Source organism: Allobaculum sp. JKK-2023 (genome assembly GCF_034745455.1).
In the GTDB taxonomy this organism is placed as follows: Bacteria; Bacillota_I; Bacilli_A; order Erysipelotrichales; family Erysipelotrichaceae; genus Allobaculum.
Map to the genome: position 1 here is coordinate 2,767,194 of NZ_JAYERV010000003.1, position 22,692 is coordinate 2,789,885.

General features: G+C 46.3%; 12 protein-coding genes and 3 rRNA genes. 5 read left to right on the top strand and 10 right to left on the bottom strand.

The features are described from left to right. Window positions 1-176: 176 nt before the first annotated feature. The 4 genes from U4956_RS11270 to U4956_RS11285 all read right to left on the bottom strand — a co-directional run bounded on the left by U4956_RS11270 (window position 177) and on the right by U4956_RS11285 (window position 4,589). The gene (locus tag U4956_RS11270) at window positions 177-995 is read right to left on the bottom strand and encodes a hypothetical protein (protein WP_323090796.1); all 819 of its coding nucleotides are present in this window, start codon (window positions 993-995) and stop codon (window positions 177-179) included. Then, window positions 989-1,834 (bottom strand): GHKL domain-containing protein, encoded by an 846-nt coding sequence (locus U4956_RS11275; protein WP_323090797.1) that lies wholly within the window; start codon window positions 1,832-1,834, stop codon window positions 989-991. Before U4956_RS11275 ends, U4956_RS11270 begins: the two co-directional genes overlap by 7 nt. Continuing rightward, window positions 1,831-2,553, bottom strand: a complete 723-nt coding sequence (locus U4956_RS11280) for a LytTR family DNA-binding domain-containing protein (protein ID WP_323090798.1) — start codon at window positions 2,551-2,553, stop codon at window positions 1,831-1,833. Before U4956_RS11280 ends, U4956_RS11275 begins: the two co-directional genes overlap by 4 nt. A 1,415-nt stretch (window positions 2,554-3,968) precedes the next feature. After that, window positions 3,969-4,589 (bottom strand): HAD hydrolase family protein, encoded by a 621-nt coding sequence (locus U4956_RS11285; protein WP_323090799.1) that lies wholly within the window; start codon window positions 4,587-4,589, stop codon window positions 3,969-3,971. Between the two features lie 159 nt (window positions 4,590-4,748). Between U4956_RS11285 and U4956_RS11290 the strand changes: the two genes are divergently transcribed. Further along, on the top strand, window positions 4,749-6,122 hold the full coding sequence (locus U4956_RS11290) for an IS4 family transposase (protein ID WP_323090195.1): 1,374 nt from the start codon (window positions 4,749-4,751) through the stop codon (window positions 6,120-6,122). Window positions 6,123-6,344: 222 nt separating this feature from the next. On the opposite strand, the gene U4956_RS11295 is transcribed toward U4956_RS11290, so the two are convergent. Next, the gene (locus U4956_RS11295; RefSeq protein ID WP_323090800.1) at window positions 6,345-6,593 is read right to left on the bottom strand and encodes an HAD-IIB family hydrolase; all 249 of its coding nucleotides are present in this window, start codon (window positions 6,591-6,593) and stop codon (window positions 6,345-6,347) included. Window positions 6,594-6,959: 366 nt separating this feature from the next. Between U4956_RS11295 and U4956_RS11300 the strand changes: the two genes are divergently transcribed. The 4 genes from U4956_RS11300 (at window position 6,960) to rrf (ending at window position 13,000) form a co-directional block, all read left to right on the top strand. Continuing rightward, on the top strand, window positions 6,960-7,382 hold the full coding sequence (locus U4956_RS11300) for a hypothetical protein (RefSeq protein WP_323090801.1): 423 nt from the start codon (window positions 6,960-6,962) through the stop codon (window positions 7,380-7,382). Window positions 7,383-7,865: 483 nt separating this feature from the next. After that, window positions 7,866-9,394 (top strand): 16S ribosomal RNA (locus U4956_RS11305). Window positions 9,395-9,716: 322 nt separating this feature from the next. After that, a 23S ribosomal RNA gene (locus U4956_RS11310) occupies window positions 9,717-12,598 on the top strand. Between the two features lie 295 nt (window positions 12,599-12,893). Then, window positions 12,894-13,000, top strand: a 5S ribosomal RNA gene (gene rrf, locus U4956_RS11315). The 16S, 23S and 5S rRNA genes sit together here, the layout of an rRNA operon. 173 nt (window positions 13,001-13,173) lie before the next feature. Here rrf and U4956_RS11320 read toward each other — a convergent pair. The 5 genes from U4956_RS11320 to U4956_RS11340 all read right to left on the bottom strand — a co-directional run bounded on the left by U4956_RS11320 (window position 13,174) and on the right by U4956_RS11340 (window position 21,927). Further along, complete coding sequence (locus U4956_RS11320) at window positions 13,174-13,764, bottom strand: GNAT family N-acetyltransferase (RefSeq protein WP_323090802.1); 591 nt, start codon at window positions 13,762-13,764, stop codon at window positions 13,174-13,176. A gap of 323 nt (window positions 13,765-14,087) precedes the next feature. Beyond that, window positions 14,088-18,569 carry a hypothetical protein gene (locus U4956_RS11325; RefSeq protein ID WP_323090803.1) on the bottom strand — a complete coding sequence of 1,494 codons (4,482 nt, stop codon included), beginning with the start codon at window positions 18,567-18,569 and terminating at the stop codon, window positions 14,088-14,090. Beyond that, window positions 18,569-19,237, bottom strand: coding sequence for a DUF6063 family protein (locus U4956_RS11330; protein ID WP_323090804.1), 669 nt, complete (start codon window positions 19,235-19,237; stop codon window positions 18,569-18,571). The genes U4956_RS11325 and U4956_RS11330 overlap by 1 nt, the downstream gene beginning before the upstream one ends. Further along, window positions 19,234-20,814: a hypothetical protein gene (locus U4956_RS11335; protein WP_323090805.1), complete on the bottom strand. Its 1,581-nt coding sequence runs from the start codon at window positions 20,812-20,814 to the stop codon at window positions 19,234-19,236. The genes U4956_RS11330 and U4956_RS11335 overlap by 4 nt, the downstream gene beginning before the upstream one ends. Before the next feature lie 132 nt (window positions 20,815-20,946). Then, entirely contained in the window at window positions 20,947-21,927 is a 981-nt protein-coding gene (locus U4956_RS11340; protein WP_323090806.1) for a Wadjet anti-phage system protein JetD domain-containing protein, read from the bottom strand. Window positions 21,928-22,692 lie beyond the last annotated feature (765 nt).

The following is a 22,692-nucleotide window of genomic DNA, read 5'->3' on the forward strand; positions in this document are numbered from 1 at the left end:
CTAAGCTGAATGGAAGCAGGGGAGTCTAATTTCTGTTCTGTGACAGTTTGGAAGAAGATCAATTTTCAGGTGGATGGGAATCTGAGTTTTCCGGACCTGGAGAAGCTGCATGCAGGATTTGACCAAAAGAGGCCCACAGATCATTCAGCCGTGCCTGCGCCTGGTCTGGGTGGTCTTTAACCAGCTTCTGGGTGGTCTTTAACCAGCTTCTGGGAGTCCAGAAAGTTGAGAATATCGTGCCGGAACTGCCTGAGCTGCTGTTCGTTATCTTCTTCACGCAGATAGTTTTCCAACTGTCGATGATATTCTTCTTCGATCTGCAACATGGCATTGATACGCAGGCTCTTGCGGGTTTCCTGAATCAGAAGCCATAAAGATATCCCGATAAAGAACAGGATGACCAGGCTGATCAGGAGGTACTGCTGGATCGTATAGCTCAAAGAGGAAACCAGGCTCATTCTGACTCCGCAAAAAAAGCTGAGAGTGCCTGAAAATACAAGACCAATGGCCGCAAGAATCGGAGCAAGTCTGGTGGAGTGAACCGGTGAGAAAATACGGACCACAATCCACAGATTCAGTGCATACAGTCCGCAGCACATAAAACGCATATAGCTCAAATGCGGATCGAAGATGGTCAGAAACGGCTGCAGTGAATCTGAATCGTGATGGACATGAAAGATCACAGTACTGAACATCTGTAAAAATGCATCACTGAGTAAAGCAACAAACAGGTTCAGTCCAAGGGCCAGAAGGATTCTCAGTCGGGTGTCCGACCTGAAAATCAGCCACAGCGTGATGTACAGAATGAATTCATTGACCAGATTCATCCAGAGAACATAGCGATAAGGAGTCACCAGACTGATCGGCTCGAGAATGAACAGAAAGACCAGAAAGACCAGAAATCCAGAGCGCAGACGATTTTCCGTTTTTAAGAAGAAGGCAAAAAACGTTCCGGCTTCAGCAGCCTGAATGACAGCACTGATCAGAGTTAACATGCTTCTTCCTTTCGTTTGATCGCCAGAGCGGCGATGAATTCGCATTGACCATCCCGAATGGCTCGATGCAGCCAGCCATTATTTTTTTTACAAGCGGATTCAATAATGGAAAGTCCAAGTCCATGACCGGTTGGATCGCTTTTTGAAGACTTCCCGGTATACAAACCTGAATCATCCTGAACATCATTGGTGATGGCAATAATCAAAAAATTGCCGACAACATGAAGATCCAGCTCAATAGGGTGTTTACAGGGATCTGGAAACTTCAAAACAGCCTCCATGGCATTATCAATCAGGTTGAACAGGACGGATAGAACGGCTTGAGAATCTACTTCAAGGACAGCAGGGACCGCGGCGGCCACTGAAAACGGAATCCGGTTTTTCTGCAGGACCTGTGACTTGTTTAACAGAATCGCATTGATCAGTGGATGAAAACAGAAACGACGATACAGCCCATCACGCTCCTGTTCCAGCAAAACTGTAGCCCGGTCCAGTCCATTCAGACTGGGTGTTTCTTCCAGAATGGCCTGCAGTTTTTCTGAGAGTTTTTTCATATTGGCTTCGGCCTTCATCTGACAATAGATCTGTTCATTGCGGATCTTGTAGATTTCAATCATTGCTTCCTTCTTTTCTTCTTCCTGGATCTGACCGACCAGACTTGCCAGCAGAGCGATCAGAACCAGGCCGGAAACCAGAAACAGGACGGTAAAAATCCACAGAATCGTCGTCTGCGTAAGGGACGGAAACAGTTTCAGAACCAGCGGATAACTGACCAGGTAGACCAGTTCACAGCAGAGAAAAAGAATGATCAGCCAATGCGAACGCCGGCTCAGTTTCATGACTGGCCTTTCCAGCTGTGCAGCAGGTATTCAGAAAACCTCTCTTTGACCTGTCTGGCATAGGAACGAGAAACGGGAACGAGCCGCTGGTCTTTCATCCGGAAGTCAGTCCCAAGAAAGGTCTGCACATGGGCCAGATTGACGGTAAAAGAACGGTGCGTCCGGCAAAAGAGCACGGGCACTTTTTCAATCGTTTCTTCCATAGACTCTTTCACTTTGAAGGTCTGCGCTGCCGTATAGACCAGGGTGTAGCGGCGGATTCGCTCCAGATAAATGATTTCTTCCGGCTTGAGAACGATTGGGCCATCAAGTGTATGGAGAACAAGATCCGGAAGTTTGGCCTCTAGCTTTGAAAAGGCTCTTCTCAGGGCAAGCGGAAGTCTGGTTTCGATCTGCTGCTTATAAATGAAGTAACAATGGTCAGCTTCATAGACTTCACAGGCTTTTTCGAGAAACTGACTCATAAAAATGATCAGAGCATCGGGATCAATCTGATTGATCCGCTTTCCAAGGGTTACACCATCCTGATTCCCGCCTAAGGCAATATCGAGAATGACAATTTTTGGCCCTTTATGTTGACGGATTGCTTCCATCAGCGAAGCCGGAGTTAAAAACGCATCTACCTTCACTTCGCAAGGGTAGCTGCAGGAACGAACCAGCTGCTGGACTCGCTGGTTTTGAAGAGGATTATCTTCGCAAATCAGAATATGAACAGCCATAGGCATTTCCTTTCTTTTGGATTTCTCAATATCAAACGAATCACTAATGTCTTGAATACTAGCTTTGATCGTTTTTGAAACCACAATCTTCCAACAGTTATCGCCCGACTGTCTGACAGAAGTCTGTCAGGGAAGAGTCTGTGATATCTGAACCTGCTTTTCGCTGGCGGTTACAGAAAACTAAACATAGTGATGATTCATTACTAAAACTATCATAGACGAAAATTCCAGTGAAAAAACACTCTATCCATTCTGTCGCTTGCTTTGGTCAGAATCGTCTGCTTTTTGATCCATTCGTTCCAGAATCCCGAAACGGGCGCTACTCTTTAAACCTTGTTTTCCGCACGATAACTGTCGAAGAAAACAAGAAAGCAGAAGAGAATTGCGGGAAAACAAGGGCAAAAATCACTAAAACTGCCAGAATTCTATTGTAACCATTCTGTGCAAGATCAGGCAATCATTACTTAAAAGATGGTCATTAGCTTTTTCTAACTACAATAGTTTTCGTTGAATATTAGTCATGTTTTCAGGATTCGGTGAAAAAAGCAAACGGTCAAATGGTTAAATTTTTAAGTCTATGAAAAGGAGTCTTCTGTTGAGGAGTCCATGCCCATCTTCTGACGGCCATCCGTAAAATAGTTCGAATTTTTATAAAAATTGACTCAGTCTCTCACCACTGGGTACGCAATCGGAAGGACTCGGTACGCGCCTCTTTTCTGGGATTATGTGAGCTTTATAATTAAAGAAAACATCAGCGTCTGTAGATTTAAAATCCGCAGATCAGGATTGTCCAGAATGCTCATCTGATTTGAAAAAGGACAATGTTTGTGCTTATTTAAATGTTCGTTAGAACTGTGCATAACAGGGCAGGGATAGGTAAAAATGATTTTCGGCTCATTTCATCATCCCCTTCCATCCTTTGAATACCTCAATCCAGCCCAAAAGAGCGGTGGGATGAATAGAGCGGGCGAATCGGCGCATAAAGAAAATAGAAGAGAGAGAAAGTTGGGGGTACTATAATGTTTATTGCTTATTCGACAAAGAATGGAAAGGTGTATGCCAGAGTGGTTCAGTCAAAATGGAAAAACGGGACAAGCCGGCAAATCGTCCTGAGAAATCTGGGCCTGGTCATTGATAAGGAAAAAGGTATTTACAGAAATCGCAAAGAGGGATTAATCTGTTACAACTTGGAAAAGAACGAAATCCGCTCCTGTGAGCCGATATCTTCTAAAGGATAAAATCAAAAATAAGAATTAAAGAAAGACTACGAGTGAAGTGTGAACTGGTTAGAATGGGAAAACTTCCCCTTCAGAAAATGTAAGGTGACCATACAGTTTCTGGAGGGGAAGCTTTTTCTTTTCAATGAAAAAAGATCCGGACGGTCCGGATCAAAAAGAAAGCGGGCAAAAAAGGATTTAGCCAAAGTACGTCTCGATCCATTTGGCAATGCCGTCGTTTTCGTTGGTATCAGTGACAAAATCAGCTGCTTCTTTGACAACATCCACACTGTTGCCCATCGCTATTTTGGTTCCGGCTGCCCGAAACATCGGTAAATCATTCTGGGCATCTCCAATGGCCGCGATTTCGTCTTTTTCATAGCCTAACGCTTCAATGGCAGATCCTTTATTGGTATCTTTGGCGGTAAATTCATAGTAGAACGGAGAAGTAAACATCGAATCGAGAGTTTCCTTGAATGGTTCTGCAATTTCTTTCCAGTGATCTTTAAGGTATTCTTCATCGCCGGCCGTCAGAATTTTGGATGGCCGGAAGTTTACAGACTTTGCCAGATCGGAACTCTCTTTGAGCAGAAAGCCATTGCTGTGGGCTTCGTATTCAATCACGTTGAACTTTCTTCCCCCAGTAGTGATCATGCAGTCAAAGACGTTGTTAACTTGCATATAGTCACCATCTTCAATCATCGGCCGGACATTAAAGGCTTTCAGGTGTTCCAGAACAGCCTGGGCTTCTGCAACGGACAGCGCATGTTCAAAAAGAACTTTACCGGTATTTATTTCTTCGGCTTTCGCCAATGTCATTTAGCTTAGTTTTTGATAGTTAGTATTGTCCACCATCCGTGCACAGATGGTGGATTTTATATTTTCTGGTTTAACGAAAATTAGCTTTGACAACAACTCTATAATTGTCTAATTTAATCCTTACTCAATCAAAAATGCAACCGTTTAAGGAGGAATAAAATGGCAATTAGAGTTACTTCACCACATAAGATTTATCAAAGATTCATGAAATTCCTTGAGGAATTTGCCCACAAACAGGAGAAGATTCTTGCTTCTCAAACAGGAGCTTTCTCACGAAGTCATTATCGATCATCAAAAATAAACTTGTTCCATTTCCTGAATACATCCATTATCGGGAATGGATCAACACTCTCCGATTTATCCATGAACTATTTCGGCATGGGCAGTGTAAGACCATCTGCTTCGGCACTTGTTCAGACAAAAGCCAAGATTCCAGTCAGCGTATTTTCAGCACTGCACAAAGCCACCTTGGCACTTTATTCCATGGATAAAAAATATAAAGAACACAGGGTAATCGCTTTTGACGGAACCAATGAACCTGTTGCGCCAAATGAAGATGAACCTGACTACATCATTTATACCAAGAACAAGGAAAACATTATCCGGGCCGGTATTCACGTTAACGCAGCCTATGACGTACTTAATGACAAATTTTTAGCCATCGTCACTCAAGACCAGAGGTCCAAAGACGAACGGGCCGCTGCTATGAAAATGGTCAAGGAGATTCACGAAGCTTATCCTGGCGAGACATTTCTCTTTGTCATGGACAGAGGGTATTTCTCTTACCCATTATGTAAGCTTATTGAATCCTTAGGGCACAAATACCTCATACGTATGAAAGAACGAGAGTATAGCTGCCTGACTTATACAGAGCTTGACCATACAGAAGACCAGCAGATCAGCCGCATTCTTACCCACCACCAAAGAAAAGGGGAAAAAGAAAACCCCCAGATGAAATACCTGGTCAAAAAATCAATGAGACAGATTGATCCAGAATCTGAATTTATTGATTTTGACTGCAGGGTGGTAGCTATCGAGATTGGCGACAACGTCTGGGAAGGACTGATTACCAATCTGGATGAAGCAGAATTTCCTCCGGAGGCTCTTGGATTTATTTACCACCTAAGGTGGCGAATCGAGCAGAGTTTCTCCTGGCTTAAATATGGAATAGGAATGAAACGTATCCACTCGATAAAAGCAGAATACATCATTCAGGAGATTTATTCATCCCTTATCTTCTACAATCTGGTTTCCGAGATCAAAAAGTGTGTTCTTGAATCATCTCAATCAGATAATAAAGAAGAGAATCAGACAACTTATGAATACCAAATCAATACAACTAAGGCGATACGGGCTATCAGGAACACGTTCACCCCGAAGTGGACGAAGAATCGAACGATTCGTCAAATTACAAAAGCGGAGTTTCAGGCTCTGACCGAGGAGCTGCTAAGAGAAAAACTGCCCGTTCGGCCGGAAAGAAGCTTCAAGCGAAATCTCCATCCCAATCGTTTGATATGGTTCACCTATCGATAAGTGCATTATATGCGCATCTTATTGATACAAACCACCCATACAATTCTTAAAAACGGCTCTTATCGAAGGGTTGTTTTTAGTGCACCTATTTTGATGAATACAGCCAAATCAATCAGTATATTTTGTGCTTGGTTGGTGCATATGGATATAATCAGCAGCAAATTCTATTCCTATCATCCACTTTGTCTTTGATTTTTATACAAAGTTTGAGGTCATATTTTTCTAGCTAAATGACATTGCGGCTTTCGCTCCATTACTTGAAATCAGAAGGCCATGGTGTTTGTCCATCTCGAGCTGTCTGGCAAATCGAAGCATCCCTTTGGCCGGACGACCGCTTGCCAGAGCGAGTCTGACCCCGTTATTTTGCAGATCGATGAGGGCTTTACAAGTTGCGGGGGAGATTTCCTTTTTGTTTGTGACCAGGGTGCCATCAATATCCATAATCAGCAGTTTGATTGGCTTTCTTTCCATATCGAATTTCATCCTTTCTTTTTGAAAATCGTTTTCCCAATACGCATGTGTCTTTCTATGTACTTTTAGATCTTTCAAAAGGATCCATTTATTCTGCATGAGTGGAGTCCCTCTTCTTTACTATTGTCCTCAATTTTTCAAAAATGAACAGGGTGGAATTTGCCAGATTTAAAGCCGGACCATTTCAGAAAATTTATGTTGAAGAAGATTCGAATGTTCATGGAGAAATTTCGAAGAAGATCAAAAGGGGGCTGGTTAATGGAAAAAGGGGGAGATTGTAGCCGATGAGGCGCTGATAGAAAAACAGAGATAAAATAAGAGATAAAATATTAGAGAAAACGGCACCGACCAGAAAAGGAGCAAAGTATGCGTATTGTTAAATCCTATAACAAACAGAATGATGTGACTTATGTTTATGAAGTTCTGGAGCACACCTATGATAAAGAAAAGAAATTTACCCGCTCCAAAAGACGGCTGATTGGCAAAATTGACCCTCAGACAGGCGACATTGTACCCACCGGCACCCGCGGCCGCAAAAATAAAACCGATGAACCGGTCGGACCGGATGGTAAAATCGATTATCAGCTGCGTTATCTCGAAGCCAAAACTGAACTGAAACGGGTCAGTGAGGAAAATGAAAAACTCAAAGCTCAAAATGAATGGCTCCAGAAGCAATACGATTTGTTGACCGAGGGGCTAAGATCCCTGCTGGAACAAAGCCAGAAGGACGGAAGCAAAGAGATATCCACCAAACATACCTGTCAGGTGCCTGTCTATTCGGTCGATTGATCGAAAAAGTTGACAAGCCGATCAGCAAAATGGTAAAAATATTGAATTGGAAGTTTTGAACGAGATTACTGGAATTCGATCACTTTGATCTGAATGCGCTGAAGACACCAACTTGTGAATATTAAAAAATATTTCACAAAAATGCTTGACCTGGGATACCTTCCGGTGTTATAGTAACTGAGCGTTAAGAAACGCGGTAACAAAGCCGATAACCTGACGCGAATCATCTTTAGATATCGAAGAAATCATCTTTTGTGAAATTCTTAAAAATATTTCACAAAAGATGTTGACTTCATATCCGACAGATGATAAGATAAACAAGCCTTGTGAGTGAAATTGATTTACTCACAAACAGATGGCTCTTTGAAAACTCTGATTACAGACAATTCAATATTCGAAATTAACACGTCGATTCTTGAAACAACACTTAATACTTCAATAATCAATTCACGAAATATAAACGCAATAGCGTTGAGTCAATATCAAATGGAGAGTTTGATCCTGGCTCAGGATGAACGCTGGCGGCATGCCTAATACATGCAAGTCGAACGGAACACTTTTGTGTTCAGTGGCGAACGGGTGAGTAACACGTAGATAACCTGCCCATATCCGGGGGATACGCTTTGGAAACGAAGTCTAAAACCCCATAGGAAAACAGAAGGCATCTTCTGTTTTTGAAACAGGCCCTAAAGCCTGGGAGATGAATGGATCTGCGGTGCATTAGTTAGTTGGCAGGGTAAAAGCCTACCAAGACGATGATGCATAGCCGGCCTGAGAGGGCGATCGGCCACACTGGGACTGAGACACGGCCCAGACTCCTGCGGGAGGCAGCAGTAGGGAATTTTCGTCAATGGGCGCAAGCCTGAACGAGCAATGCCGCGTGAGTGAGGAAGGTCTTCGGATCGTAAAGCTCTGTTGCAGGTCAGAAAAGAAGGAAAGAGGAAATGCTTTTCTTTTGATAGTAACCTGCCAGAAAGTCACGGCTAACTACGTGCCAGCAGCCGCGGTAATACGTAGGTGGCAAGCGTTATCCGGAATGATTGGGCGTAAAGGGTGCGCAGGCGGCGTGGCAAGTCTGAAGTGAAAGGTACGGGCTCAACCTGTACAGGCTTTGGAAACTGCCACGCTCGAGGACAGGAGAGGGCGGTGGAACTCCATGTGTAGCGGTAAAATGCGTAGATATATGGAAGAACACCAGTGGCGAAGGCGGCCGCCTGGACTGTTACTGACGCTCAGGCACGAAAGCGTGGGGAGCAAATAGGATTAGATACCCTAGTAGTCCACGCCCTAAACGATGAGGAGCAGGTGTCGGGGGTAATGCCCCGGTGCCGAAGCTAACGCAATGACTCCTCCGCCTGGGGAGTATGCACGCAAGTGTGAAACTCAAAGGAATTGACGGGGGCCCGCACAAGCGGTGGAGTATGTGGTTTAATTCGAAGCAACGCGAAGAACCTTACCAGGCCTTGACATGGGATGCGAAGACTTAGAGATAAGTTGGAGGATATCATCCACACAGGTGGTGCATGGTTGTCGTCAGCTCGTGTCGTGAGATGTTCAGTTAAGTCTGGCAACGAGCGCAACCCTCGTGATCTGTTACTACCAGTAAGATGAGGACTCAGATCAGACTGCCGGTGACAAACCGGAGGAAGGCGGGGATGACGTCAAATCATCATGCCCCTTATGGCCTGGGCTACACACGTACTACAATGGCGCCTACAGACGGAAGCGAAGCTGTGAAGTGGAGCGAACCCGAGAAAAGGCGTCCCAGTTCGGATTGAAGTCTGCAACCCGACTTCATGAAGTTGGAATCGCTAGTAATCGCGGATCAGCATGCCGCGGTGAATACGTTCCCGGGCCTTGTACACACCGCCCGTCAAACCATGGAAGCCGGCAACGCCCGAAGCCGATGGCATAACCTGAAAAGGAGTGAGTCGTCGAAGGCGGGGCCGATGACTGGGGTTAAGTCGTAACAAGGTATCCCTACGGGAACGTGGGGATGGATCACCTCCTTTCTAAGGAGAAAGTACAAGGAAGCATTAAGTAACTAAGTTGGAGTCTGTAACAGAGTTTTGGAAGAGCGATCTTCCAGATTGAGTGATAGAGAAATCTTCATTCGATCACAACATGGATCTTTGAAAAACGAACATCAGTATAAGACATAACAGAAGGTCTGACGTAAGTTGTAAGTAACAACGTTACGAAAGTAACCGACTGAAAAGAGAGAAGAAATTCAATCTTTGAAGTCACAAGATTTACCAAGTCAGAAAACAGTTAACAGTTCTTATTAGAAAAATCTCGAAAAAGCATAGTTAAAAACAAGCATATTTGAAACTAGATCAAGCAAGGAAGGGCGTACGGAGGATGCCTTGCCACTCTTGAATGATGAAGGACGCATCAGACTGCGAAAAGCTGCGGGGAGCTGTCAGGAAAGCGACGATCCGCGGATATCCGAATGGGGGAACCCGGCTGGAGTCATATCCAGTCATCCATGTCTTTGATATGGAGAGCAACCCGGTGAACTGAAACATCTAAGTAGCCGGAGGAAAAGAAAACAACAGTGATTTCCCGAGTAGCGGCGAGCGAAAGGGAATTAGCCCAAACCATAGCGATATGGGGTTGTAGGAGCGCAACAGACGAAACGCGAGTGAACAGGAACGTGATGGAAAGCACGGACACAGAAGGTGAAATCCCTGTACTGGAAAGCAAGCCAAGTAGTCAGCGAGATCCTGAGTACGACGGGACACGTGAAATCCTGTCGGAAGCAGGCGGGACCATCCGCCAAGGCTGAATAAGTAAGAGTGAGCGACAGTGAAGAAGTACCGTGAGGGAAAGGTGAAAAGAACCGCGCAAGCGGAGTGAAAGAGAACCTGAAACCGTATGCCTGCAAGAAGTCAGAGCCCGTCAAAGGGTGATGGCGTGCCTTTTGTAGAATGAACCGGCGAGCTGCTTTTGGATGCAAGGTTAAGCAGGAAAATGCGAAGCCGAAGCGAAAGCGAGTCTTAACAGGGCGAATGAAGTAGCCAGGAGCAGACCCGAAACCGGGTGATCTAGCCATGGGCAGGTTGAAGCAGAGGTGAAACTTTGTGGAGGACCGAACCGACCATCGTTGAAAAGCTGGCGGATGACCTGTGGCTGGCGGAGAAATTCCAATCGAACCCGGAGATAGCTGGTTCTCCCCGAAATAGCTTTAGGGCTAGCGTTAACGCAAGCCTGCGGAGGTAGAGCACTGAATTCATGATGGCCCCATCCCGGGGTACTGAATGGAATCAAACTTCGAATGCCGCAAGGAGAGTAGTTGGCAGTCAGAGTGTGGGTGATAAGGTCCATGCTCAAGAGGGAAACAGCCCAGACCGCCGGCTAAGGCCCCAAAATGATGACTCAGTGGAAAAGGATGTGGGGACGCACGGACAACTAGGAGGTTGGCTCAGAAGCAGCCACCCTTTAAAGAGTGCGTAACAGCTCACTAGTCGAGTGGCCCTGCGCCGAAAATGTACCGGGGCTAAGTCATCTGCCGAAGCCGCGGATAAGGATTGAAAGATTTTTATGGTAGGGGAGCGTTGCATGTTCATGGAAGCAGAATCGTGAGAGTCTGTGGAGGGCATGGAAGTGAGAATGCCGGTGTGAGTAGCGAGATGCAGGTGAGAATCCTGCACACCGAAAGCCCAAGGATTCCAGGGGAAGGTTCGTCCGCCCTGGGTCAGTCGGGACCTAATGATAAGCCGACAGGCGAAGCAGATGGAAAGCAGGCGAAGATTCCTGCACCCGCAATAAAGGCGATGGAGTGACAAAGACGGGAAGTGTGACCCTCTTAATGGATTGAGGGCCAAGCGCGGCAGTACGGATCCAGGCAAATCCGGATCAAGACGTACAGAGCGTTAGGGGTAAGCGAAATCGAAAGAAAGTAGTCAAGCACATGGAGCGGCTTTCAAGAAAAGCTTCTAGCTTAAACTTTATTGCGGCCCGTACCAAAACCGACACAGGTGGGCGCGCTGAGTAAGCGAAGGTGAGCGAGAGAACTGTTGCCAAGGAACTCGGCAAAATTGCCCCGTACGTTCGCAAGAAGGGGCGCTCGAGAGAGCCGCAGTGAAAAGGCCCAAGCGACTGTTTAACTAAAACACAGCTCTATGCAAAGCCGCAAGGCGAAGTATATGGGGTGACACCTGCCCGGTGCTGGAAGGTTAAGGGGATCTGTTATCCGTTAAGGAGAAGCAGTGGTCCGAAGCCCCAGTGAACGGCGGCCGTAACTATAACGGTCCTAAGGTAGCGAAATTCCTTGTCAGGTAAGTTCTGACCCGCACGAAAGGTGAAACGATTTGGGCGCTGTCTCGGCAGCAGACTCGGTGAAATCTTAGTACCTGTGAAAATGCAGGTTACCCGCAACTAGACGGAAAGACCCCATGGAGCTTTACTGCAGCCTGGTATTGGGTTTTGGATGATCATGTACAGGATAGGCGGGAGGCTATGAAGAAGGAACGCCAGTTTCTTTGGAGCCGCCGTTGGGATACCGCCCCTGATGATTTGAAGCCCTAACGTGAAGAGAGAATCTTACAGACAGTGCCAGGCGGGCAGTTTGACTGGGGCGGTCGCCTCCTAAAGAGTAACGGAGGCGCCCAAAGGTGCGTTCAGTCTGGATGGAAACCAGACAGAGAGTGTAAATGCATAAGCGCGCCTGACTGCGACACCAACAAGTGGAGCAGGGACGAAAGTCGGGATTAGTGATCCGGCGGTACCGAATGGAAGGGCCGTCGCTCAACGGATAAAAGCTACCCTGGGGATAACAGGCTGATCCCGCCCAAGAGTTCACATCGACGGCGGGGTTTGGCACCTCGATGTCGGCTCATCGCATCCTGGAGCTGGATTCGGTTCCAAGGGTTGGGCTGTCCGCCCATTAAAGCGGTACGCGAGCTGGGTTCAGAACGTCGTGAGACAGTTCGGTCCCTATCTGTTGTGGGCGCAGGAGATCTGAGGGGAGCTGTCCTCAGTACGAGAGGACCGGGATGGACCTGCCAATGGTGCATCGGTTGTCACGCCAGTGGCACAGCCGGGCAGCCAAGCAGGGAATGGATAAGCGCTGAAAGCATCTAAGTGCGAAGCCAGCCCCAAGATAAGATCTGCGGTAGATAAGACCCCTTGAAGACTACAAGGAAATAGGCTGGGTATGGAAGTTACGTGAGTAATGAAGTTGGCCAGTACTAATCGGTCGAAAGCTTAATCTAAGATAAACGAGAGCGCCTGTTGGAAGTGGTGAAGAATGAAGAAGATGGAAACAGAGTCAAAGACGCATGTTAAAGACAATGATTCCAGAATCATTCAAAATCACAGACAGGCGGTAATAAGAAGTAAAACGATCAGAAATGATCAGATCATAACTGTAACCAAAGTTATGTTGAAGCTGGTGTTTGTTTTTGAAAGATTCATGTGAAATGAAATCAACCCTCGGTATTCGCAAGAATACTGAAACCGAATCTGTCATTGAATGATCATCCAAGGATGCGCTGATTCAATGCAAAGTATGGTGACGATAGCCAATGGGTCACACCCGTTCCCATCTCGAACACGGCCGTTAAGCCATTGAACGCCGACGATAGTGTAAAAGCAAAAATAGGAAGTCGCCAGACAAAAGCAAATCCCTGAAGAATAAAGGAGAAATCCGATATTCTTCAGGGATTTTATTTTGGTTAGTTTAGGCTAATATAGAAATGAAGAATGCTTTTTGAAAAGTGTCCTCCATAGGCCATGCACGCTCGTTGAGTGTTTATCCTGTTCGAGTTTACAGATTCATTTCAATGAATTAGAGGTTCGTTTCAATGAAATGGATTATGGATTGATTCCAGAAATGTGCAACCTGGCGATCATGGTGGCCATCAAGATTGAGAAGATACAGCCGAAAAAGAATGCGCTGATTTTTAGGCTGGACGATTTCCTCGTATGAGTATTGGTATTTCATGCCAATCTGCTGCATGACACCGCCGCTTCGGGGATTTCGAACATCATGAGTGGCTATAAAATAGGGGAAATGATCAGCTTTTAATTGTTGGACAAGAGTCAAAACGGCTTCGGTAATGATTTTTTGATGCCGGAATTCTTTTTTTAGGCCGTAGCCAAGTTCGTAAGGTTCTTTCATGCTGAGTTCGATGTAGCCGATGGGAACATTATCCTCTTTTAGACAGATCGCGTAAGCATAACTTTGATTTTGTACATATTGACTTGCGTAACGCTGTTCAAAGAAAGACCGTGACTGCTCAAGCGAGTCCAAGGGATACCAGGGAAGAAACTGGTTGACGTCTTTATCCTGAAAAATCAGATAAAGGGCAGGCAGATCGGTTTCGGTAAATTTTCTAAGAATCAGCCGCTCAGACTGAATCTCTGGGGAATTTTTCATATTTTCCTCTTCATGAATACAACGAATGTCTGATAGACAATGGGCCTCAGGGAATGAAGCCATCTGGATGGACCATACAGACATTATAAACCAATGGATTCTGACAGGATGAAGTGATTTTTGCTTCCTCTTCCTTATTTTTCCTTTTCTTCTTCCCCTTATTCGTCTTTTCCGGCAATCAGCTGCCTCAATTCCACTACTTTATTCAGATAAGAAAAGCCCTCGTGATTTCTGGCTGACAGCCGGAAAAACGAGAGCTTTGTTTTGATTGAATTGCGTTTTCAACAAATGGATCTGGGATTGAGAGATTCTGGCAGACCCCACTATTCTTCATCAAACAGAGGAGTCTGTTCGAAGGTATTTTCCAGGGGTTCGGCTTTGGACGCATCATCATAGGTACGGATCTGAATTGGATCGATCGCCGAGCGGTCTGGAGATTTGGTGTGGGTGACGCCCAGATGGTTTTTATCATCGTAGTTGGGGATCAGTCGCAGGGTGTAGATGTTTTTAAAAGCGTTGATGACTTCGGCATTGCCCACATTGGAAAAGGCAACAAGCTGCGTGGCGGTAGACTGACACAGGTTCATTAAAGCCTGGATGATATGTCCGCTCTGTACGTAGGCAAAGGGATTGTCTAACAGGAGCAGGTGCCAGGATTTTTTGCCATAAACCTTGGAGACGGTGTCTTTGCGCTGGAAATTGAGCACGGCACTGATGACGACAAAGGCGCATAAGAACCCTTCGGCGCCAGATAGCTTGCCGGCTTCGTTCCATGAAATTTTGATCTGGTTGTTTTCTTCGATTTTGTATAACCGGATCGGAATTCCTGAGATCCCTACCAGCGCATCGTATAAAGCAGCAGCCTGAATGCGCTGCTCAATCAGTGCAGATTGCTTATCCGGGTGGGCATCAATAGCTGTAATCAGGTTGTCGAGGTATTCTTCGAGGCGCGCCTTGGCGACGGCTTCCATTTCTGTCCAGTCCTTGAGTTCGATGTTGAGCATCTTGCGCTGAATGTGACCGACCTGAATGGTGGTATCCTGGTCAATGGCTTTTAAGTTCGCATGCAGATGCGAGATGTAGTCCATCAGGGTCTGCACAAGAGCGGTCCGGTTATCTTTGAGCAGCTTGAGGTCAGCTTCGGTTTTATCGATAAATGTCTGAAGAAGGGCTTTCTTCTGCTCCAGTTCATCAGGCATCGTCGCCGGGTTGGCCAGCAGCGGTTCAATGGCTTCGAGCATCTGGAAGCATAAAGCCAGACGGGAACGATAGGTTTCCTTGGCTTTAGAAAGCTGACGGCTGAAGTCGTTGAAGAAACTGGTTGCCGTTTTCTGCTGGCGGCGTCCGGAAGTGACCAGCTGCGAGAGTGTGGTATCGAGCTGTTCGCTGGTCCAGTCGTTGACCTCCATCGGCTGAGGGTGCAGAACATCTCCTGCTTCATTGGTGCGCAGGCCGACAAATCGAGTCATTTCCAGCAGAGAATCGGCTTCGGTGCTGGCGGAGTTATAGACTTGGTGGAAATGGTCATTCTTTTTGGTCAGAGCTTCTTTATCTTTGAGAAGGGATTGCTGGTCATTGCGAGCTTTGTCAATGTACTCTTTGAGATCTCCTTCATGGCATTCGCTTTGCGGCAGTGGTTTTGGGCTTCCAAAGCGTTCGCTCATCTGTGACTCAAGACCCTGGCGCTTTCCATCAAGGGTGGAGACTTCACGGGTCAGTTCAAGTTTTTCGGATTGCAGCTGATCAATTTCGGATTGAACGTCGGCAATCTCAGCGCGGTTGACATCTTCTGCATGCGTGCTGTACAAAACATCTTTCCAGTCGGCTTCTGTAAGGTTATAGCGTTCCTGCATTGCCGCAAGACGGGATTGATAGAGACGCAGATTTTTACGGGCCCGGTCTCGTTCTTTGACATAGACACCATATTGAGAACTGCTCAGTTCCAGGGAAAGAGAATCAAAGCGCGGCTGAAGTTCTTCAAGCGAGCCGGATGCGGGTTTGGCTTCTTTAAATTGCTCGAAGTAGCTGGTCTGGTCCTTGGTTTCATCCACCTGCGTGGCAAGTCGATCAGACAGGCGGGCGGCATCCAGTTTCTTTGCGGCAAGGGCAGACAGACTGGCCTCGATCGCCTCCAGGTCCTTTTTCATGGAAGCAAGCTGGGCTTGCAGAGTGTCGTATTGCTGCTGGTCGACAATGACTTGTTCGAAAGACTGAACATGTTCGTTCCAGGCGTTCAGAAGCTGCGTTTTCTGGTCGACGGTTTTGTCTGCCTGGCTGCATTGTGTATCCAGATCGGTGATTGCTTTTTGGCACTGATCGATCTTGAGCTTCAGATCGGTCTTCTGGTCGCGCAAAGTCTGGAGGGTGTTTTCCAGCTTTGTCTTTTCCTGATTGAGGGCATCCAGTTTCTGCTCGGTCAGTTTCTCTGTTTCGACTTCCTTGAATAAAGCTTCCAGATCTTTTTGAGACTTGCGGCTGGAAGCCAGGAAGGCTTCATGGCTTTTCTGTTCTTCGGATAAAGAAGCAATGAGCTCCTTTAACTTGGAAGGGAAGATCAGATTGGTGTTGAAATGCAGGTAGGCACTCAGCGAATTGAGTACAGGAGAGGGATTTGGGGTGCTGGAAAGCAGTTCGCGGGAACAGAAGAAAATCGGTTCACTGGTATACAGGTCCCGCTTTTTGAATTCCTCGAGTACCTGGGCGGATAAGTTGTCATCCATAATCAGGGCATAAGGGAAGAAAGGAAAATCGCGGACGAGTTTTTCTTTCATTTTTGGATGCATTGTCGATTCGCGCAGCCACATTGCACCGGTCATCTTCTCAATGCCAAGTTCATCAAGAACCTGATTCATCTCATTGGACAGTTCCAGGCTGGTTCCGGTCTGCAGATTTTCAAGACTGCGTTTGCAGGCAGCAATATCCGCCATGGCCTGATCCTGGTGAGTTTCAAAGCGGGAGATCAGGGCCTGATATTTATAGTCAAAAAGGTCTGACTGCCAGATCTTTTCCAGATCGATTCCCAGCTGAACGGCCAGTGTTTTTCGTTTTTCGAATGCTTTGGCTGCTGCATCCAGAGCGCTGGCATTGAGAGTCAGCTGATTTTGAGTCTGAAGCTTGTCGAGATCGTTCTGGTGAAGCTGATCGTCCAGGCTCTGTTTTTCGGCTCGGGCAGTTTCCAGTTTTGCCTGAAGACTGGCCAGATGCTGCTTTGCCTGATTCAGGCTGTTTTCCAGAGCGCTGGTCAGAGTCTGGTAAAGGGGCTTGTCTTCCATCCAGCTCAGGCTGTGATCCAGACGCAGAGCATTCGCCTTGAGAAATTTTTCTTCGCGCTTGAAGAAATCGTCGACACGGCTTTGGCAGACAGCTGCTTTGGAGGAGGCTTTGCGCGTCTGACGATTGAGTTCATCCTGCTTTTTATGCGCCTCTTTTTCCTCCTGGTTCAGGTTGGTGATCGTCGTCCGCACTGTTTTGAGTGCGTCTTCTTTTTCGCTTAAAGCCTGGCTGTACAGCTGATACAGTCGACTGCCGTAACTGTTGCGTTTCTTTTCGACTTCATCATTAGACAGTTTGGCGCTTTCCGCTTTTTCTTTATATTCCAGATAGGTTTGTTCCGTTTCTTCGACCTGTTCATTCTGGCGGGCACAATCCAGTTTGGCAGCCATCTGTTCCAGTTCAGCTAATTTGGACTGACTGGTTTCCAGATCTTCCGCAACCAGATCAAGTTCGCTGCTGCGGGCGTCGTATTCTTCTTTGTTCGCATACCACTTTTTGGACAGTCCCTCATATTCCAGGTGATCCAGATCAGACTTGGCCTGACGAAGGAGTGCCTCAAGAGTTTCGTCTTCATGCTGGAATTGCGCCAGTGCGTTTTCGATGCCACCCGCAAAGGCCTCCAGCTTTCTGCCGGTGTCATTGAGATCCTGATATTCGCCGGCCAGACTGAGCGATGAAGTATAGAACGAATCGAGCAGTTTCTGAAACTCCTGAAGTTCACCCATGGCTTTGAGGTTGTCTTTATTTTTGGCCTGGAGATCGACAAATTCAGTGGTCATGGAAATGAAATGCGCCAGATGGCTGGAGCGGTCATCCAGGCCGGCTTCCTTATCGATCTTGGCTGCCGCTGCTGGAATCAGAACGCGGCGCAAGAGTTTTTCTTCCGTATCGTATGTCTCGCAGAATTTAGACATTCCGGATTCTTCAAGGTTGAAATCGCGCATCTGCCGCCATTCTGCCGGTTCAATGCCCAGTTCCATCAGGCGAGACTGATAGATCCGATTGTGGCTTGAATTGCCCAGGTTATAGATCGCAAACTGGCTGGGATACTCTTTGGCAAAGCCTTCAAGCATGGATTTAGAGGCCTGAAAAGTTTTATAGCTGCGGCGGCCATCTTCAGTTTCGTCAAGCAGTTCCAGATTGGACAGGGCAAAAGGTTCTGAATCAGAATATTCGCTGATCCAGGCGTATAGATTGATCTTTTCCTGACTGTCCTGGTCCTGAGCCTGCCGACGGTTGATCATCAGGCCGATGCAGAAGCGGCCAGCGTTGCCATCTTTTAACCATTCCTGAACGATGAAGGATGGTTTAGAATCCTTGAAATAATCCGCAAAGGCCCGTTTGGGGAAGTTGCGCTGCCGGCCTGAAATATAGGGAGCGAGCAGCATTTGGGTCATGACAGACTTACCGCCGCCATTTTCCATCTTTAATAAGGTGCTGATGCCATCGATATCCAGGATCTGGTCAGGAATTACATTGCGGCCATAGTTGTATTCGATGTGCGTCAGCCGGATTTGATTGAGCAGGGGCATTATTCATCCTCACATTCTACCGAACGTAAAATCGCAAGCTGGCTGTCAGAGCGTAAAATGCTGTCCATTAACGCGTTCATGCGTTCGGTTAAAAAGATCTGCTCCTGGTCGGGCAGATAAACGACCAGCTTCTGCTTTTCCAGAAATTTCAGCAGAGTCAAAAACAGCTGGGCTTTATTGTTGGCAGCGCGCTTATGAGAAGGATCCGCCAGAAGATTGTTATAGGTATCAACCATACGCTCATACGGAATGTTCCCTGGATTGTCTTTCTGGTCGACACCACTGTTCAGTGCTTTGTCAAAGCGGCTCATCCAGTCCTCAAGGGAAAGAAAATCGCGCAGTCTGCCTCCGCCATACTCCGTAGAGTAAAAAGCATCCAGCAAGACCAGCAGGGCAAACATACTCAGATAGTAGTGGGCATCGTTTTGGTTGGATTTCAGTAAAACAGCTTTTAAATCTGCTTTAGAATAGCCCAGAAACAGATTATCCTGATTGGGGACCAGGTAGATCATTCCCTGACGGGTGACCAGGCGACACTCAAAAGCAGCAGCCGCTGCTTCCAGCTGTTCTAACCTGCCGCTGTCGGCTTCCATCAGCCAGGTATAAGCCGGATCGCTCGAAGGCAGTTCGTGCTTCTGAAGCAGGGTATATAAAATTTCATTGATCATAATGGTTTCCTTTCCAGACTCAGATCCAGACCATCGATGCGGACTAACGCCTCCAGACCATCTTCTTCCATCGCAAATTCAATCTTGCGATTGTTTTTGATGATATTCAGTTTCTGATATTCCTGCAATTCCAGCTGGTTTTCCATTGCTTCAAGGATGGCCAGCGGCAGGGAAAAAGATGTCTGCTCTTCAATAATGATTTCATGGCGTTTGGAAAAGAGGTCACTCAGATCAAAAGAAGTGATTGAGGACAGGCTGGACAACATTTCACGGGCCTGATTCATCGACTCGAATTCATCCCGAAAAAAGATCTGATCCAGAGCCAGCTTATGTCCCGGTTCTTTTACCAGGCGCATCAGCAGAGTCTGGACTTTGTCATTCATCTGCTGCACCTGGCGGATATTTTCTTCTTTCTGACGCTCATATTCGAGCTGATCATAATCAGGATCGACTTCTTCAAGTGTTCCATCCAGCTCATTTACCCGCAGGGAACGATATTCAAAAGCCCGGGCAGGAGTGAACTGCTTGGGCGGGGCTTTAAAGAACAAGGGATGCAGCAGTTCATCAAAATTTTCCAGATTCGAAGGTTCATCCATGATCTTCTGCCAGATTACCTGTCTGAATGGCCGACGCTCATAAAAACTTTGACGCATCTGGAACTGAAGCTGTTCATCAAGGAGACGGGAAAACTGCTGAATGGCTTCAAGAATAGTGGCCTGAGCAAGAATAGAGCGGGAAAGATAGGTGCTGATGTCACTGAGGGAAGCCAGGTCGGCTTCATCCTTGGCTGTAAAGGTTCCGGCAGCCAGAGCGCGCTGGAGCTCCTGGAGCAGCTGATTGACATTGGTCCAGTATCCCTGAAACTTGGTGCGGCTTTCTGAAATGAGGGTATAGGTTGAACGGCTCAATTCTACGTAAGCTTTTTGATCCAGGACAGCTGCATTCGATCGAACCTGCATGGCCTTATTCTGGATTTCAACTTCCTGAATTTTGAGCAGCTGAAAGATTTCCCGAATTTCATCAAGAGCTTTGGAATAGTTTTTGGCTTTCATCTGAAGCTCAAACACAAGGTCCCGAAACTGTAAACGCAGGTTTTCTTCCATCTCGAGCGTAGAGAGCATCAGATGGAATCCATCATCGCTCATTTTGTAAGAGGCTTTTGGGGTTGGACCATCATAGACAACCTGGGAGGTCAGATAATTCAGACGCACCTTCCAGCGGTCATCGCCTTCAATCGGATTAAAGCTGAAGGGAGCTCCCTGATTACATAAGATGCCGGAAACCATTAAGTCGGCTAATTTTGTACACTGTTCCAGATCCAGTTCCTTATGGAACAGTTCACGGTTGCCCTCTAAAATACAGAGAGCAATATCTTCTAAAAAACAGTTTTCACTGGCCAGGGTGCGCTCCATGATGTAACGCAGGACCATGAAAAACAATAAAATCTGTTCATCAAGTCTGGAAAATCCATAACTGTCCAAGGTTCGGCCGCGCTGCTTTAACAAAGAAAACAGCTGGCCAAACAAGGCAATGGTATACATGCGCTTTTCCAGATCACGGTAAAACTCGCTTTGCATGACAGATCTCCTTTCTATCAAAAGGATCAGACATCCTGGTAAAGCGTGTCTGGTCCTTCTGTTCTTGTTTGGACAGATTTTTGCTCTTTCCTTCAAGATGTTTTTTCAAAAAGGAAAGAGCGAAAAAGGCCATCAGGTCTTGTAGTGACTGACATTCAGGATTTCCTGAGGAATATAACGACCCTGTTTCCAGAGATCTGTAACCTGGTCTTTGAAGGCCTGGTCAAAATAGGAAAAAAAGACTGCACCTTCTGTTTCGATCTGTCCTTCCTTATAAATCGGCATCGTTTTTCCGGCAGTCATCTGTTCTCTGGCTTTGTCGATCATGGCCAGATATCCCAGTTTCCAGGGGACAATGGAAAGATCCGGATACCGGCTGGCAAAAGATTCGTAAATCCGCACCCCTTCATAATCCAGATCTCCCCAGTAGTACACCGGATTTAAACTCTGCTTCTGGCTGTCACTTCCAAACTGAAGTAAATCCATGAAGGTACTTTCGATGCGGCGGCCGGCTCCATAAGCCACAGACTGAATCGGAAAGCCTAAAACAGTCGGTTGTTTTTGCTGGAGCAGGTTTCGAATCGATACAAAGGGATCCAGGTTTTCAACAATCAGAAGATTGCCGGGCGCGCTGGATTTGCTGACAACGAATAATGGCTCGCAGGTCTGATAAAAGGCCAGCCGGCTGATATCCAGTGACAGATTTTTACAAAGCCGTTCACCATGTCTGGCGAGGACTTTTTCCTGTCCGAAAATTTCAAAGCTGCGCTCATTACACGAGATCTTTTCACAGAAATCAGGATGAGCATCCAGCCAGTCCTGAAGCGCATAAATCATGAACTGATCCTGCTCGAATTGTGCTGGGTGCTTTTTATAGAAAGCGGCCGAAAGAGGAGGGTGGATCGTTCGATCTGCCTGGATGACTAATGGGGTATGGTCTATTTTTGGTTTTATTTTCCGATAGCGCTGGTATAAGGGTGGTCTTTTCCCATTGAACCCTGAGCTTTTTACAGGCGCTAATTTGCCGGCAGTGACTTGTTTTTCAATAAAGTCAACGCCCTGCTGGTAAGTATCAAATTTTGCGATGAGTTCTTCAACTGGAATTCCGATCATTTTTATATTGTAACAATTTAGAGCTTATCTTGAACGTTTAATCACTTCTTCAGCGAAATTTAAAGCGTATTTCAAAAAACAGGAATATTTCTGGCAAAAAGCGCGCACCAAAGGGTGGTTGCTCTTAAAATCTACACTTGCTAAGATCCGATATTAAGAATCCTCCTGGACATCCAAAGTAAATTCTGGAAGCGAACAATCCTGCCTGGAAAACCTGGAAGAAATCAGGCCTCATTGGTCATTGCCAAAAAAAGTGGCATCGGGCACAGATTCGAATCGTCAGGGACCTGAAATCAGGACGCTTTTCTTGACAGATCCCCTCTACAGGCAGTACTGTAGAAAAGCTGTGAAATGACAAGCTTAAATGCTTAACGTTCCGGCACAGGCAAAAGTGAGGATAAAATCACATATTGTGAAAAATGTTGGTTGTTTCACAATAATGCTTGCATTCGGATGTCTGCGATGATATCCTATATGAGCGTTAAGAAAACGCGGTGACAAAGCTGCTGACCTGACGCAAATCACCTTTAGATATCGAAGTCATCATCTTTTGTGAAATTCTTAAAAAATTTCATAAAAGATGTTGACTTCCGATATGGCAGATGATAAGATAAACAAGTCTTGTGAGGGAAGTTGATTCACTCACAAACAGATGGCTCTTTGAAAACTCTGATTACAGACAATTCAATATTCGAAATTAACACGTCGATTCTTGAAACAACACTTAATACTTCAATAATCAATTCACGAAATATAAACGCAATA